Source organism: Nocardia aurantia (assembly GCF_009604425.1).
GTDB lineage: Bacteria > Actinomycetota > Actinomycetes > Mycobacteriales > Mycobacteriaceae > Nocardia > Nocardia aurantia.
In genome coordinates, this window is the sequence record NZ_WEGI01000001.1 from 565,910 (window position 1) to 579,920 (window position 14,011).

Genomic DNA, 14,011 nt, shown 5'->3' on the forward strand with positions numbered 1-14,011 from the left:
CGACCCCTCGACGAGGCTACTGCCATGCGGCCCCGCCACCCGGCGGTTACACTCGCGAAACTTGCTGAAGATCGCTGATGGGAAGCCTGAATGGAAACTTCGCGGGACTGGGGAAACGAATTTCAAGAAACCTTGAAATGGCTCCTCATCACCTTCGCGATCACGGCCGTCGTCTTCGTGGCGATCCTCGCGGTGCTGTTCGCGACGACCCGCTGGGGGCGTCAGTTCTGGCATCTGAGCCGCGGGTTCTTCACCGGCCCGGGGGCCTGGAAGAACATCGGATTCGTGGGACTGCTGTTGCTGTCGGCCGCCGGTGCGGTCCGGGTGAACGTGCTGATCTCCTACCAGAGCAACGACATGTTCTCGGCGCTGCAATACGGCGCCCAGGCGATAGCCAAGAAGGACAGTGACGGGCTGAGCGCCGCCGAACACGCCTTCTGGCAGTCGATGGTGGTCTTCGCGATCATCGCGACCATCCATGTGATCCGCTCGCTGATCGACTACTACATCGGTGCGGCCTTCGAGGTGCGCTGGCGACTGTGGTTGACCGACAAGGTCGGTACCGACTGGCTCTCGGAACACGCGGACTACCGCGGCCGGTTCATCGATGACACCATCGACAACCCGGATCAGCGTATCCAAGAGGACATCACCACCTATGTGCAGCAGAGCCGGGCGCTGTCCATCGGGGCTGTGACGGCGGTCATCACGGTGGTGTCGTTCACCCAGATCCTCTGGGATCTGTCCGGTCCGCTCACCGTGTTCGGCGTCGAGATCCCGCGCGCGATGATGTTCCTGGTCCTGACGTACGTGCTGATCGCGACGGCGATCGCGTTCTGGATCGGCCGTCCGCTGATCCGGATCAACTTCTCCTATCAGCGGGCCACCGCGAGTTTCCGGTACGCGCTGGTGCGGGTACGCGACCACGCCGAGAGCATCGCCTTCTACCGCGGTGAGAATGTCGAGCATCGCGGCCTGGTCGGCTGGTTCGACGGGGTCATCAGGGCGTATTGGTCCCTGATCTTCCGGACCCTCAAATTCAGCGGCTGGAATCTCTCGGTCAACCAGACCGCGGTCGTGTTCCCGTGGATGTTGCAGGCGCCGCGCTTCTTCGCGGGCAACGTCACGCTCGGTGGCATGCAGCAGACCGCGTCGGCATTCGGCAACATCCACGATTCGCTGTCGTTCTTCCGGGAGAACTACGACACCTTCGCCGCCTATCGGGCCGCGTTGATCCGTCTGGACGGCCTGCAGGTGGCCAACCAGCAATCTCGGAGTCTGCCGACGATCTCGACCGCCGATCTGGCCGACGCGGTCGAGCTGGCCGGCATCGAGGTGCGCCGCCCGGACGGCGAGGTGCTGATCGAGGGCCTCGACCTGCGGCTGGTTCCGGGCGACGCGATGGTGGTGAAGGGCGATTCCGGCAGTGGCAAGACCACACTGCTGCGTACCCTCGCCGAGCTGTGGCCGTACGGTGCCGGCGAGTTCCGCCGGCCGGCCGGCAGCGGGACCTTGTTCCTGTCCCAGCTCCCGTACCTGCCCCTGGGTGATCTGCGTACGGTGGTCAGCTACCCCGCCGAACCCGGTGACTTCTCCGACGAGACGCTGCGTGAGGTGCTGAACAAAGTGCACCTCGGCCACATCGCCGACCGTCTGGACGAGGAAGCCGACTGGGCCAAGATCCTGTCCCCGGGCGAGCAGCAGCGCATCGCGTTCGCGCGCATCCTGCTGATCCGCCCGAAGGCGGCGTTCCTGGACGAGGCCACCTCCGCGGTCGACGAGGGCCTCGAACATTCCCTCTACACCCTGATCCGCGCCGAGGCCCCGGACACCATCCTGGTCAGCGTCGCCCACCGCAGCACGGTCGACCGCTTCCACACCCGCCGCCTCGACCTGGCCGGCGGCGGAGCCTGGACCACCGGCGAGATTCCGGCCCCGGCGTAGGACCTGTGCCGCGGCGAAGCCCCAGGTGCGACCCGATTTGGGCCGCACCTGGGGCTTCGCTACACTTAGCCGGTTGCCTGCGGGACACGTGTGCCCGCACTCCGCCCGTGAACCCGCAGCGTTCCCCGCTCTGAGCTGGGATTTTCGCGCTGACAGGCGCGCGTTTGGAGGGCAACTGACCATGTCCGTCGGGTCGGCAATCCGGCGTGCATATCGTCCAGGTCTTAGGAGGAGCTGAAGTGATTCAGCAGGAGTCGCGACTGCGCGTCGCCGACAACACGGGTGCCAAGGAGATTCTCTGCATCCGCGTGCTCGGCGGTTCGTCGCGTCGCTATGCCGGCATCGGTGACATCATCGTCGCCACCGTCAAGGACGCGATCCCCGGCGGCAACGTCAAGAAGGGTGAAGTCGTCAAGGCGGTCGTCGTGCGTACCACCAAGGAGCGTCGCCGCCCGGATGGTTCCTACATCCGGTTCGACGAGAACGCCGCGGTGCTGATCAAGGCGGACAACGATCCGCGCGGCACCCGCATCTTCGGCCCGGTCGGCCGTGAGCTGCGCGACAAGCGCTTCATGAAGATCGTCTCGCTGGCCCCGGAGGTGCTCTGACCATGAAGGTGCACAAGGGTGACACCGTGATCGTCATCTCGGGCAAGGACAAGGGCGCCAAGGGCAAGGTCATCCAGGCCTTCCCGGAGCGCAGCCGGGTCCTGGTCGAGGGCGTGAACCGGATCAAGAAGCATGTCGCGAACTCCGCGAACCAGCGCGGCGCCAGCTCCGGCGGCATCGTGACCCAGGAGGCGCCCATCCACGTCTCGAACGTGATGGTTGTCGACTCCGACGGCAAGCCGACCCGGGTGGGCTACCGCACCGACGAGAACGGCAAGCGGGTGCGTATCTCCCGTCGCAACGGGAAGGACATCTGAGCATGACTTCGACCGAGAACAAAGTGCAGCCGCGTCTGAAGCTGCGCTACCGCGCGGAGATTCGCGACGCGCTGAACAGCGAATTCAACTACGCCAACGTGATGCAGATCCCCGGCGTGGTGAAGGTCGTCGTGAACATGGGTGTCGGCGACGCCGCCCGTGACGCGAAGCTGATCAACGGCGCGGTCGCCGACCTGACCCTGATCACGGGCCAGAAGCCGGAGATCCGCAAGGCCACGAAGTCCATCGCGCAGTTCAAGCTCCGCGAGGGCATGCCGATCGGCGCGAAGGTCACCCTCCGCGGCGACCGCATGTGGGAGTTCCTGGACCGCTTGATCTCCATCGCGCTGCCCCGTATCCGCGACTTCCGTGGCCTGTCCCCGAAGCAGTTCGACGGCCACGGCAACTACACCTTCGGCCTCTCGGAGCAGTCGATGTTCCACGAGATCGACGTCGACCGGATCGATCGCCCCCGCGGTATGGACATCACCGTCGTGACCACCGCGACCAACAATGAGGAGGGCCGCGCCCTGCTCAAGCACCTCGGCTTCCCGTTCAAGGAGAACTGAGCATATGGCTAAGAAAGCCCTCGTCAACAAGGCCAACGCCAAGCCGAAGTTCGCGGTGCGTGGCTACACCCGCTGCCAGCGCTGCGGCCGGCCCCACGCCGTCTACCGCAAGTTCGGCCTGTGCCGCGTCTGCCTGCGCGAGATGGCCCACCGCGGCGAACTCCCGGGCGTCCACAAGTCCTCCTGGTAACAGCCTGCCTCACAGCTCCAGCCCGCAGACCATAGGTCTGCGGGCTGGATGCGTTGCGCTGGTGGCCTTTTCGCGACGGCTTTCTCCCCGAACGCAACCCGGTCGAACGTCGGACGGCATCGTGCCGACGGATCAGGCGCCGGCGCCCAGTTCCTGATCGATATCGTCGGCGGGCAGCGGACGATCGCTGCGATGCCCCCCGGTGGTCGGTTTCGAATGCCTGGTTGCCGAGTCGACCAGTTCGTAAGACGTGTTGCGGCCGCCGGATTCGGATCGGCGCAACATTTTCAGCTCGACCAATTCGTTGATGTCACGCAATGCCGTGTCCTGCGAGGTTTTCGTGATCACCGCCCATTTGTGGGTGGTGAGTTTGCCGGTGAAGCCGTCCAGGAGGCGGTTGAGCATGGTGGTTTGGCGGGCGTTCATCGGCACCGAGCCCCAGCGCCGCCAGAATTGGGCCTTCACCAGCACGGCGTCGATGGTGGTGTCGGCGTGGGCGATCGCGCGCTCGAGGGCGCCGAGGAACCACAGCAGCCATGCCGTGACATCCAGCGTGCTCTTCTGGGTTCGTTCGAGAATGGTGTAATAGTCGTTGCGTTCTCGCTGAATTTGCGCCGAGAGGCTGTAGAAACGTTGCGGGCTGCGATCGGCGCGGGCCAGCCAGAGGTCGCCGAGAGCCCGTGCGATACGACCGTTGCCGTCATCGAACGGGTGGATGGTCACGAACCGGAGATGCGCCAGAGCCGCTTTCACCAGTGCCGGCTCGCCGGTGTCGTTGTTGAACCAGTCGAGGAATCGCTGCATCTCCGCGTCGAGCCGGGCCGCCGGTGGCGCCTCGAAATGAACCTTCTGCCGCCCGTAGGCCCCGGACACGACCTGCATCGGCCCGTCCGAGTCGGAACGCCAGGCGCCGATGGTCAACCGGGAGATCCCGGAATATCCAGTGGGGAACAATCCGGCGTGCCAGCCGAACAGGCGATCCGCCGTCATCGGCCGGCCGTAATGCACCGTGGCGTCCAGGATCATCTCCACCACGCCGTCGACATGCCGGTCGGAGGGCACCGCGGCGCCGATGTCGACTCCGAGTCGGCGGGCCAGTGAGGACCGCACGGATGCGGCGTCCAGCAACTCACCCTCGATCTCGCTGGTCTTCACGACGTCTGTCGTGAGAGCGGCGAGTCCGGCCTGTTCCCGGACGTCGGGATCGGCATCGGACAATCGGCCGAGCAGCCGTCCGTGCCGGTCGGCGACCTCGGTGAGCGGGCCGATCACGCGGGCTGCGTCGTATCGCAGGCTCGGCCAGTCCGAGTCCTCCCAGATGTACTTCCGATGACCCGTCATGCGTCGATTGTACGTGTATTCACCGCATAATCTGCGGTGAATGTCGCCGGATCAGGCATCGCACCGGCTGCAACCGGTGCGATGTAGTTTCCCGGTGCCAACGGCGTGGGGCGCGTCTACCGTGGCTTTCGTGCGGACGCATTTCGAGCTGGATGAGAACGACGAGTACCTGGCGGCTCGCGCGTTGCTGGTGCGACGGTGCATGACGTGGGCGCGAGAGGAAGGATTGCCGGCCGATTCGGCGGTCATCGGGGCGGCGCTGGATTCGCGGCACCACAGCCGGGACGGACGGCTGGCGTATTGGACGCCCGAGTCGGTGCGGGTGCTGTTGCTGGACTGGTTTCCCGCGATGGTGCCGGCCGATCGGACGCCGGTCGGTGACGTCCTGCCTGCGGTGGGCACGCTGTTGCGTTATCTGGCGGCCGTGCGGCTGCTCGATCCGCGTGGTGCCGCGCTCGAGCCGTTGCTCAACGAGATCGCAACGCTCGAACCGGAATTCGTTGCCACGATGCGGGTTGCGAAACCGCACGGCAGGCCGGATCGGGTCGGCATGTCCGCCTTCGAGCAGGCGATCGCCGAGGTGGAGGAGCGGTTCGGGGATGTTGTCCGCGGTCCCGGGGTGATCGGCGGCGGGCAGCGGCTGTTCGCTCAGCCGCCGGTGGTGCTGCCGTCCCTGCGGCGGCAGGCGGAACTGGCAGCGGCGTCGCCGCTCGTGCACAAGCTGGGTGAACTGGTGGATTGGGTCGGCCCGGGCGGTCGTGGGCTCACCGGCACGGGGCAATTGCGGTTGGCCGATGCGCGGGAGGCGGTCGCCAGGCTCGAGACCGGTGACGAGATCGCGGACATCCGCAGCAGCGCCGAGTTGCCCAGGCTGTCGCTGCTGCTGGCGTGGGCCAAACAGATCCGGCTGATCCGGGTGGTCAAGGGCCGACTGGTTCAGGTGGCGAAGGCCCGCCCGCTGTTGAAGAATCCGTTGATGTTGTGGCACAAGGCATTCGAGGCGATCTGGGAGCTGGCCGACTTCATCTGCCTGCCGCTGTGGGCCGGTGAACCGCTCTCGATCCTGCACAACCTGTTCGATATCTCGGTCCCGGACATGCTGGCCGGCGTGTACGGCATGCCGCTGCCGGTGCCGCTGCGGCGGCTCGAACAGCCGTTGTGGCTGGAGGGCCTCGAACTGTTCCGGCTGTCGGACGCACCGGCGGAAGTACTTGCGGCCGAGCGGATTCAACTGAATGTCGACCTGCTCGCCGTTCTCGACGCGTTCGTGCGGCTGGGCGCGGTCGAGATCACGCACGGAGTGCCCGACGAGATGTATCTGTCCGATCTGGGCGAGGAGGGGCCGTGGTCGGATGCCCAGCTGTCCCCGGCGGAACTGCGCGAATTGAGGGCCGACCTGAGCAAGCCCGGCCCGCTGGTGGCATTCACCGAACTGGGCCTGGTAGCCATGCGGGACCGATTACTGGCCGAGGGCCGCGAGGCCGGTGTGGTGGGCGAACTGGTGGACGCGGGCCCGGCCGAGTTGCTGGGAGTCGTCGCGGACCACTACCCGGAGGACGCCGCGCGACTCGAGATCGGCGGCTGGCTCGATGCGCACGGCGGCGATGTGGAACCACTGTTGCAGGCGATCCGCGAGTGCCCGTTCCGGCTCCGCGCGGCCGCCATGCTGCACATGCTCGCGGCGGCGCTACCGGCCGAACGCACCCTGCTCCGTCGGCTGCGCGCCGATCCGGAACTCGGGCCGCTGGCCCTGACGGCCCTGATGGAGTCGGGTGAACTGGGGATGCCGGACCTGACGCCCGCCGAGGGCATACTCTGCACCGCCGAAAGCTTCCTGCAACTGAACGAATTCGGCGGTGCCGAAGCGGTGCGTGCGGAGCTGGAAGGTGTACCCGCGGCCGCTCGCCGAGATCTGGTCGACGCGCTGCGCGGGTCGGGTCATCCGGCGGCGCAGGCGGTGGGCGAGGTGACCGCGGCAATTCGCCGCCCGGCTCGAAAGCGCTGAGCGGCAAGGTATTTCGACTTCGATAGGACGACCTGGGCCTGTCTCCGGTGACCGATTCGGTCGTCATCCGGAGGTGGGGCTACCTCGCGTATCCCGGTATACTCGTGGTATGTCTGACATGACGACGATCAAAGTGCCCAAGTCCGTCCGTGACCGGCTGCAGCAAGTCGCCGCGTCGAACGATCTGACCCTGGCCGGCGCGATCGACCTTCTGCTGGAGAAGGCGGGTACTCGCCCGAAACCGACCACGGGGGGTTATCGCAGCGACCGGCCGCTGTCCGCCGAGGACATTGATCGGGAACTGGCCGGCGGATTCGGTGCTCGATGACGATCGTCGTGGACACCAGTGCGATCCTCGCGCTCTTCGATGAGTCGTACGTGGAACACAAGGACTTGGTACGAATCATTGATGCCAACGATGAACGGCTGGTCGTCTCTCCTCTGGTCGTAGCCGAAGCCGATCACATGCTGTACACGCGACTCGGCTCGCGGGCGGCACGCGATTTTGCGTCGGATGTGGCCGGTGGTGCCTATGAACTGGCCGAATGGACGTCCAATGAGCATGCCGCGGCGCTTGCGGTCATCGGGCAGTACCGTAACGACTATGTGGGCGTAGCAGATGCGTCGAATGTGGTCATTGCGGATCGCGAGCGCACCGATCGGATCATGACCCTCGATCAGCGGCATTTCCGGACCCTGCGCCCGCTGTGGGGTTTCTCCGCCTTCGTTCTCCTGCCGTACGACGCGTAACGTGCGGGGGTCTCGGGACCCCGATTTTGATGCCGCTCGGCTATTGCCTACACTTGACCGGTTGCTCGGGCACTGTCATGTCTGCGCGCGGATGCGCGCGGCCTCTGACCTGGTCCGGGTGGCTGTGCAGCATCCGGTCGGGCAGTCCCGGCCGGACCGACCGAATTGTCGTAGGCCCACGACCGCCGTTCTTCGACGGTGTTGTATGGGAACCGCGGCGAGAAAGGTAACGGTCAATCCATGACCATGACAGATCCGATCGCAGACTTCCTCACCCGTCTGCGCAACGCCAACTCGGCGTACCACGATCAGGTCAAGGCTCCGCATTCGAAGCTCAAGGCGAACATCGCCGAGATTCTGAAGCGTGAGGGCTACATCGCCGACTACCGCGTCGAGGACGCGCAGGTGGGCAAGACCCTGATCGTCGACCTGAAGTACGGGCCCAGCCGCGAGCGCTCGCTCGCCGGTGTGCGCCGGGTGTCCAAGCCCGGTCTGCGGGTGTACGCGAAATCCACCAACCTGCCCAAGGTGCTGGGTGGCCTCGGCGTGGCGATCATCTCCACGTCACAGGGCCTGCTCACGGACCGTCAGGCCAAACAGCACGGTGTGGGCGGGGAAGTCCTCGCCTACGTCTGGTAAGGGAGGTAGGAACAATGTCGCGTATCGGTAAGAAGCCGATCCCGGTTCCCGCCGGCGTCGAGGTGACCATCAGCGGTTCGACCGTGTCCGTGAAGGGCCCCAAGGGCACCCTCTCGCACGAGGTCGCGGCCCCGATCACCGTCGGCAAGGCGGACAACGGCGAGCTCGAGGTCGCCCGGCCGAACGACGAGCGGCTCAACCGCTCGCTGCACGGGCTGACCCGCACCCTGATCAACAACATGATCATCGGCGTCACCCAGGGCTACGAGAAGAAGATGGAGATCTTCGGCGTCGGTTACCGCGTGCAGCAGAAGGGCTCGAACCTGGAGTTCGCCCTCGGCTACAGCCACCCGGTTCCCGTCGAGGCGCCCGAGGGCATCACCTTCGCGGTCGAGGCTCCGACCAAGTTCTCGGTGTCCGGCATCGACAAGCAGAAGGTCGGCCAGATCGCCGCGGTGATCCACGGCCTGCGCAAGCCCGACCCGTACAAGGGCAAGGGCATCCGCTACGCCGGCGAGATCGTTCGCCGCAAGGTCGGAAAGACGGGTAAGTAAGCCATGTCGAAGAAGGTTCAGACCGAAGCTCAGAAGGCCGCGCGCAAGCCGCTCGGCAAGGACGCGTCCACCCGTCGCCGGGTTGCCAAGGGCAACCGGCACTTCCGACTGCGCAAGAAGGTCGAGGGCACCACCGAGCGTCCCCGTCTGATCGTGTTCCGCTCCGCGCGGCACCTGCACGTTCAGCTGGTCGACGACTCCGTGGGCAAGACCATCGCCGCCGCGTCCTCGATCGAGGCCGACGTGCGTTCCCTCGAGGGTGACAAGAGTGCCAAGGGCGCCAAGGTCGGCGAGCTGATCGCCGCCCGCGCGAAGGCCGCCGGTGTGGAGGCCGTGGTGTTCGACCGCGGTGGCCACGACTACCACGGCCGCATCGCCGCCCTGGCCGATGCCGCTCGCGAAGGTGGGTTGAAGTTCTGATGACCGAAATCAAGCGCAACGGAAGGAACGTCTGATGCCGGGACGTCAGCGGCACGGCGGAAACGGACCCGCCGGACAGAACAGCGGTGGCCCCAACGAGGGCGGCCGCGGGGAGCGTCGCGGCCGTCGCGACGATCGTCGTGACCAGAATTCCGCTCAGGAGAAGAACCAACTCGAGCGTGTTGTCGCGATCAACCGCGTGTCCAAGGTCGTCAAGGGTGGCCGGCGCTTCAGCTTCACCGCCCTGGTGATCGTGGGCGACGGCAACGGCCTGGTCGGTGTCGGTTACGGCAAGGCCAAGGAAGTTCCGGCGGCGATCCAGAAGGGTGTCGAGGAGGCTCGCAAGGGCTTCTTCCGCGTTCCGATGATCGGCTCCACCATCGTCCACCCGGTTCAGGGTGAGGCGGCGGCCGGTGTGGTCATGCTGCGTCCGGCCTCGCCCGGTACCGGTGTGATCGCCGGTGGCGCGGCGCGTGCCGTGCTGGAATGCGCCGGTATCCACGACATCCTGGCCAAGTCGCTCGGTAGCGACAACGCCATCAACGTCGTGCACGCCACCGTGGCGGCCCTGAAGCAGCTGCAGCGTCCGGAGGAGGTGGCCGCTCGTCGCGGTCTGCCGATCGAGGACGTCGCTCCTGCGGGCATGCTGCGTGCGCGCGCGGGACAAGGAGCCTGACATGGCACAGCTGAAAGTGACCCAGGTCAAATCCACGATCGGCGCCAAGCACAATCAGCGCGAGTCCATGCGCACCCTCGGTCTGAAGGGCATCCGGCAGACCGTTCTGCGCGAGGACACTCCGCAGACCCGCGGGCTGATCAACGTCGTGCGCCACCTCGTTGCCGTTGAGGAGGTTCAAGCATGACCGTCATCAAGTTGCACCATCTGCGCCCGGCGCCCGGCTCCAAGACCGACAAGATCCGCGTCGGTCGCGGTGAGGGCTCCAAGGGTAAGACGGCGGGCCGCGGTACCAAGGGTACGAAGGCTCGCAAGAACGTCTCGCCCGCCTTCGAGGGCGGTCAGATGCCGATTCACATGCGGCTGCCCAAGTTGAAGGGCTTCACCAACCCGTTCCGCACCGAGTACCAGGTCGTAAACGTCGGCGATATCGCCGAGCGTTTCCCGGCCGGCGGCGCGATCGGCAAGGCCGAGCTGGTCGAGGCGGGCCTGGTCCGCAAGAACGAGCTCGTGAAGGTCCTCGGCGAGGGTGAGATCGGCGTGGCCGTGCAGGTCAGCGCCGACAAGTTCTCCGGCTCCGCCAAGGAGAAGATCACCGCGGCCGGCGGCACCGCTACCGAACTGGCCTGACAGGTTAACTCGACGTCGGACGGGTGAGAGCCCGTCCGGCGTCGCTGTTAGAGTGCAAGTATCGCTTGCCGTCTTTCCCCCCATGTCGTTTGCCAGGAGGATCTGTGCTTTCCGCCTTCGCGTCGGCCTTCCGGACACCGGACTTACGGCGGAAGATTCTCTTCACGCTGGGCCTGATCGCGCTGTATCGCATCGGCGCGTCCCTGCCCTCGCCAGGGGTGAACTACAAGGCGGTGCGCACCTGTATCGACATCGTCTCCGGCGGTGACTCGGCGGGTATCTATCAGCTGATCAACATGTTCTCCGGCGGCGCGCTGCTGCAGCTGTCGGTATTCGCGATCGGCATCATGCCGTACATCACGGCGAGCATCATCATCCAGCTGCTGACGGTGGTCATCCCGCGCTTCGAGGAGTTGCGCAAGGAGGGCCAGGCCGGTCAGAACAAGATGACCCAGTACACCCGCTACCTGGCCGTCGCGCTGGCCGTGCTGCAGGCCACCGGCCTGGTGGCGCTCGCCGCCCGCGGCCAGCTGCTGCGCGGCTGCCCGCAGGACATCCTGGCCGATACCAGCGTTTTCGGCATGATCATCATCGTGCTGGTGATGACCTCCGGCGCGGCGCTGGTCATGTGGTTCGGCGAGCAGATCACCGAACGCGGTGTGGGCAACGGCATGTCGCTGCTGATCTTCGCGGGTATCGCGGCGCGCATCCCCGGTGAGGGCAAGTCGATCCTGGACAGCCGCGGCGGCCTGATCTTCGGCCTGGTCTGCGTGGCGGCCTTCGTGGTCATCGTCGGCGTCATCTTCATCGAGATGGGCCAGCGCCGGGTGCCGGTGCAATACGCCAGGCAGATCGTGGGCCGCAAACAGTACGGCGGCAGTTCGACCTATCTGCCACTGAAGGTCAACCAGGCCGGCGTCATCCCGGTCATCTTCGCGTCCTCGCTGCTGTACCTGCCGAACCTGGTCGCCCAGCTGACCCAGAAGGGCTCCACGAAGCCCAGCTGGTGGCAGGAGATCATCCAGAAGTACCTGGTCAACCCCGGCAATCCGGTCTATGTCGCGATCTACTTCATCCTGATCGTCTTCTTCACCTACTTCTATGTGGAGATCACGTTCAATCCGCGGGAGCGCGCCGACGAGATGAAGAAGTTCGGCGGCTTCATCCCGGGCTACCGTCCGGGTGACAAGACGGCCGACTACCTGAGCAAGGTGCTCAGCCGCCTGCTGCTGCCCGGCTCGATCTACCTGGGCGCGGTGGCCGTGCTGCCGAACCTGTTGCTGCACATCGGCGCCGGCGGTGGCGCCTCGAACCTCCCGTTCGGCGGTACCGCGGTCCTCATCGTCGTGAGCGTGGGCCTCGATACGGTCAAACAGATCGAGAGCCAACTGATGAACAGAAATTACGAAGGGTTCCTCAAGTGAGACTCGTACTGCTCGGGCCACCGGGTGCCGGCAAGGGCACACAGGCCGAATTGCTGTCGGACCAGCTGGGTGTGCCGCACATCTCCACCGGGAACCTGTTCCGCGCGAACATCTCCCAGGAGACCGCGCTGGGTCTGGAGGCGAAGAAGTACCTCGACGCCGGCGATCTGGTCCCCAGCGAGGTGACCAACCGCATGGTCGAGGCGCGCATCGCCGAGCCCGACGCCGTCAACGGCTTCGTGCTGGACGGCTACCCGCGCACCGTCGATCAGGCGGAGGCCCTGGAGAAGATGCTGAAGGAGTCCGGGCACGAGCTCGACGCCGTGATCAGCTTCGAGGTCGCCGACGACGTGGTGGTTCAGCGCATGCTGGGCCGTGGCCGCGCCGACGACACCGAGGACGTCATCCGCAACCGGATGCGGGTGTACCGCGAGGAGACCGAGCCCCTGCTGCAGCACTACGACGGCGCCATCGTGTCCGTCGAGGGTGTCGGCGATGTCGGCGAGGTCAACGCCCGAGTGCTGCGCGCCCTGGGTCGCTGACGCGAATGGTCTTCGGCCGCAAGCAGAAGAAGGTGGTGCCGTTCCGCACCGCCGGTGAACTCGACGCGATGGCCGCCGCCGGCGCCGTCGTGGGCCGGGCGCTGGTGGCGGTGCGGGCGGAAGCCAAACCTGGTGTGTCCCTGCTGGAGTTGGACGAGGTCGCGGAGCAGACCATCCGCGACGCGCACGCGGTGCCCTCGTTCAAGGGCTACCACGGTTTCCCGGCGTCGATCTGCGCGTCGGTGAATCAGGTGGTGGTGCACGGGATTCCGACCGCGGATCAGGTGCTGGCCGAGGGCGATCTGCTGTCGATCGACTGCGGCGCCATTCTCGAGGGCTGGCACGGAGATTCGGCCTGGACATTCGGCATCGGCGACATCATCGAGGCCGACCGGCTGCTCAGCGAGGCGACCCGATTGTCGATGGAGGCGGGTATCGAGGCCATGGTGCCCGGTAACCGCCTCTACGACGTGTCGCACGCGATCGAGCGGGGCACCCGCGCGGCCGAACGGGCGCACGGGCGCGCGTACGGCATCGTCGAGGGCTACGGCGGTCACGCCATCGGCCGCGAGATGCACATGGACCCGTACCTGCCCAACGAGGGCACGCCCGGGAAAGGTCCACTGCTGCGGGTGGGTTCGGTGCTGGCGATCGAGCCGATGCTGACCCTGGGCACCACCCAGACCCGGGAACTCGACGACGGCTGGACCGTGGTGACGGTCGACAACAGCCGGGCGGCGCACTGGGAACACACGGTGGCCGTCACCGAGGACGGCCCGCGCATCCTGACCCCGCGCCCGGAGTAGTTCAGACGCGCCCGCGGGAGTGGCGGGTCATGGTCGTCAACGGTACTGTCCCCGTCCAGCCGCAGGGCCGATCGCAGCTGGCGACGACGGTCCCCGGATTGCTGGGTGTGGCGGATGCCTGTGCGGGGTAACCACATTCAGGGCACTTGCCGAAGAAGTCGAGAATTTCGGTGGACGGGTGAGCCGCGGTCGGCTCGGTGGGCTTGCGCATTGTTCGTTCTTCCTGGCCGCGTGCGGCGGCGGGCGTCGGTGTTCGAGTGCTTGACTGCCCTGTCCAGTATTCCTGTGGTTTTCCGGCGACACGCCGAGCGACTCAGGGCCGCTGGATATTTCACAACGGACCCGCAAATCCCCTGGGTATTCACGATTCCAGACGGCCGGCGGCCCTTGGCGGTGTCGGCGTACAGCACGACCCGACATCATCGCAGTGCGGTGAACGCAGGACCAATTCCGCGTCGGCGTGGCGCCTCGGGTCGCACAAGCGCCACAATGTGAATTATCGTTTTCAACGAATGTCACGACACTGCTGGAGACCTGCCGCACGGCTCGACTTGGTTGGAGGACCCGTGACTGCGGTCGGTTTCGGTGCGTGAGCC

General features: G+C 66.1%; 18 protein-coding genes. 17 read left to right on the forward strand and 1 reads right to left on the reverse strand.

All coding sequences use genetic code 11. The features are described from left to right. Positions 1 to 90: 90 nt before the first annotated feature. The 5 genes from NRB56_RS02455 (at position 91) to NRB56_RS02475 (ending at position 3,628) form a co-directional block, all read left to right on the forward strand. Positions 91 to 1,944 (forward strand): ABC transporter ATP-binding protein/permease, encoded by a 1,854-nt coding sequence (locus NRB56_RS02455; protein ID WP_153338786.1) that lies wholly within the window; start codon positions 91 to 93, stop codon positions 1,942 to 1,944. A gap of 239 nt (positions 1,945 to 2,183) precedes the next feature. After that, complete coding sequence (gene rplN / locus NRB56_RS02460; protein WP_319942495.1) at positions 2,184 to 2,552, forward strand: 50S ribosomal protein L14; 369 nt, start codon at positions 2,184 to 2,186, stop codon at positions 2,550 to 2,552. Positions 2,553 to 2,554: 2 nt separating this feature from the next. Then, complete coding sequence (rplX, locus tag NRB56_RS02465; RefSeq protein WP_153338787.1) at positions 2,555 to 2,869, forward strand: 50S ribosomal protein L24; 315 nt, start codon at positions 2,555 to 2,557, stop codon at positions 2,867 to 2,869. Between the two features lie 2 nt (positions 2,870 to 2,871). Then, complete coding sequence (gene rplE / locus NRB56_RS02470; protein WP_153338788.1) at positions 2,872 to 3,438, forward strand: 50S ribosomal protein L5; 567 nt, start codon at positions 2,872 to 2,874, stop codon at positions 3,436 to 3,438. 4 nt (positions 3,439 to 3,442) lie between these two features. Beyond that, complete coding sequence (locus tag NRB56_RS02475) at positions 3,443 to 3,628, forward strand: type Z 30S ribosomal protein S14 (protein ID WP_153338789.1); 186 nt, start codon at positions 3,443 to 3,445, stop codon at positions 3,626 to 3,628. Positions 3,629 to 3,760: 132 nt separating this feature from the next. Here NRB56_RS02475 and NRB56_RS02480 read toward each other — a convergent pair whose 3' ends face one another. Then, positions 3,761 to 4,969 carry a Fic family protein gene (locus NRB56_RS02480; protein ID WP_153338790.1) on the reverse strand — a complete coding sequence of 403 codons (1,209 nt, stop codon included), beginning with the start codon at positions 4,967 to 4,969 and terminating at the stop codon, positions 3,761 to 3,763. Positions 4,970 to 5,099: 130 nt separating this feature from the next. Here NRB56_RS02480 and NRB56_RS02485 point away from each other — a divergent pair, with 130 nt between their 5' ends. The 12 genes from NRB56_RS02485 to map all read left to right on the forward strand — a co-directional run bounded on the left by NRB56_RS02485 (position 5,100) and on the right by map (position 13,415). Further along, positions 5,100 to 6,974 (forward strand): hypothetical protein, encoded by a 1,875-nt coding sequence (locus NRB56_RS02485; RefSeq protein ID WP_153338791.1) that lies wholly within the window; start codon positions 5,100 to 5,102, stop codon positions 6,972 to 6,974. 109 nt (positions 6,975 to 7,083) lie between these two features. Then, the gene (locus NRB56_RS02490; protein WP_153338792.1) at positions 7,084 to 7,302 is read left to right on the forward strand and encodes a hypothetical protein; all 219 of its coding nucleotides are present in this window, start codon (positions 7,084 to 7,086) and stop codon (positions 7,300 to 7,302) included. After that, positions 7,299 to 7,724: a PIN domain-containing protein gene (locus NRB56_RS02495; protein ID WP_153338793.1), complete on the forward strand. Its 426-nt coding sequence runs from the start codon at positions 7,299 to 7,301 to the stop codon at positions 7,722 to 7,724. Before NRB56_RS02490 ends, NRB56_RS02495 begins: the two co-directional genes overlap by 4 nt. A 240-nt stretch (positions 7,725 to 7,964) precedes the next feature. After that, positions 7,965 to 8,363, forward strand: a complete 399-nt coding sequence (gene rpsH / locus NRB56_RS02500; RefSeq protein WP_019931153.1) for a 30S ribosomal protein S8 — start codon at positions 7,965 to 7,967, stop codon at positions 8,361 to 8,363. Between the two features lie 14 nt (positions 8,364 to 8,377). Further along, positions 8,378 to 8,917: a 50S ribosomal protein L6 gene (rplF, locus tag NRB56_RS02505; RefSeq protein ID WP_153338794.1), complete on the forward strand. Its 540-nt coding sequence runs from the start codon at positions 8,378 to 8,380 to the stop codon at positions 8,915 to 8,917. A gap of 3 nt (positions 8,918 to 8,920) precedes the next feature. Continuing rightward, positions 8,921 to 9,337, forward strand: coding sequence for a 50S ribosomal protein L18 (rplR, locus tag NRB56_RS02510; RefSeq protein ID WP_153338795.1), 417 nt, complete (start codon positions 8,921 to 8,923; stop codon positions 9,335 to 9,337). A gap of 34 nt (positions 9,338 to 9,371) precedes the next feature. Continuing rightward, a complete protein-coding gene (gene rpsE / locus NRB56_RS02515; RefSeq protein WP_153338796.1) occupies positions 9,372 to 10,013 on the forward strand; it encodes a 30S ribosomal protein S5 in 642 nt (213 codons plus the stop codon). Between the two features lies 1 nt (position 10,014). Beyond that, entirely contained in the window at positions 10,015 to 10,200 is a 186-nt protein-coding gene (gene rpmD, locus NRB56_RS02520) for a 50S ribosomal protein L30 (protein ID WP_153338797.1), read from the forward strand. Then, on the forward strand, positions 10,197 to 10,643 hold the full coding sequence (rplO, locus tag NRB56_RS02525; RefSeq protein ID WP_153338798.1) for a 50S ribosomal protein L15: 447 nt from the start codon (positions 10,197 to 10,199) through the stop codon (positions 10,641 to 10,643). Before rpmD ends, rplO begins: the two co-directional genes overlap by 4 nt. Positions 10,644 to 10,747: 104 nt before the next feature. Continuing rightward, positions 10,748 to 12,067: a preprotein translocase subunit SecY gene (secY, locus tag NRB56_RS02530; RefSeq protein WP_319942453.1), complete on the forward strand. Its 1,320-nt coding sequence runs from the start codon at positions 10,748 to 10,750 to the stop codon at positions 12,065 to 12,067. After that, the gene (locus NRB56_RS02535; protein ID WP_319942454.1) at positions 12,064 to 12,609 is read left to right on the forward strand and encodes an adenylate kinase; all 546 of its coding nucleotides are present in this window, start codon (positions 12,064 to 12,066) and stop codon (positions 12,607 to 12,609) included. The genes secY and NRB56_RS02535 overlap by 4 nt, the downstream gene beginning before the upstream one ends. Before the next feature lie 5 nt (positions 12,610 to 12,614). Continuing rightward, the gene (gene map, locus NRB56_RS02540) at positions 12,615 to 13,415 is read left to right on the forward strand and encodes a type I methionyl aminopeptidase (protein WP_153338800.1); all 801 of its coding nucleotides are present in this window, start codon (positions 12,615 to 12,617) and stop codon (positions 13,413 to 13,415) included. Positions 13,416 to 14,011: the final 596 nt, after the last annotated feature.

Excerpts from the sequence above, each read along its gene's own strand:
- NRB56_RS02455 (WP_153338786.1), top strand. The coding sequence starts at position 91 with ATGGAAACTTCGCGGGACTGGGGAAACGAATTTCAAGAAACCTTGAAA.
- rplX (WP_153338787.1), top strand. The coding sequence starts at position 2,555 with ATGAAGGTGCACAAGGGTGACACCGTGATCGTCATCTCGGGCAAGGAC.
- rplE (WP_153338788.1), top strand. The coding sequence starts at position 2,872 with ATGACTTCGACCGAGAACAAAGTGCAGCCGCGTCTGAAGCTGCGCTAC.
- NRB56_RS02475 (WP_153338789.1), top strand. The coding sequence starts at position 3,443 with ATGGCTAAGAAAGCCCTCGTCAACAAGGCCAACGCCAAGCCGAAGTTC.
- NRB56_RS02480 (WP_153338790.1), bottom strand. The coding sequence starts at position 4,969 with ATGACGGGTCATCGGAAGTACATCTGGGAGGACTCGGACTGGCCGAGC.
- NRB56_RS02490 (WP_153338792.1), top strand. The coding sequence starts at position 7,084 with ATGTCTGACATGACGACGATCAAAGTGCCCAAGTCCGTCCGTGACCGG.
- NRB56_RS02495 (WP_153338793.1), top strand. The coding sequence starts at position 7,299 with ATGACGATCGTCGTGGACACCAGTGCGATCCTCGCGCTCTTCGATGAG.
- rpsH (WP_019931153.1), top strand. The coding sequence starts at position 7,965 with ATGACCATGACAGATCCGATCGCAGACTTCCTCACCCGTCTGCGCAAC.
- rplF (WP_153338794.1), top strand. The coding sequence starts at position 8,378 with ATGTCGCGTATCGGTAAGAAGCCGATCCCGGTTCCCGCCGGCGTCGAG.
- rplR (WP_153338795.1), top strand. The coding sequence starts at position 8,921 with ATGTCGAAGAAGGTTCAGACCGAAGCTCAGAAGGCCGCGCGCAAGCCG.
- rpsE (WP_153338796.1), top strand. The coding sequence starts at position 9,372 with ATGCCGGGACGTCAGCGGCACGGCGGAAACGGACCCGCCGGACAGAAC.
- rpmD (WP_153338797.1), top strand. The coding sequence starts at position 10,015 with ATGGCACAGCTGAAAGTGACCCAGGTCAAATCCACGATCGGCGCCAAG.
- rplO (WP_153338798.1), top strand. The coding sequence starts at position 10,197 with ATGACCGTCATCAAGTTGCACCATCTGCGCCCGGCGCCCGGCTCCAAG.
- map (WP_153338800.1), top strand. The coding sequence starts at position 12,615 with ATGGTCTTCGGCCGCAAGCAGAAGAAGGTGGTGCCGTTCCGCACCGCC.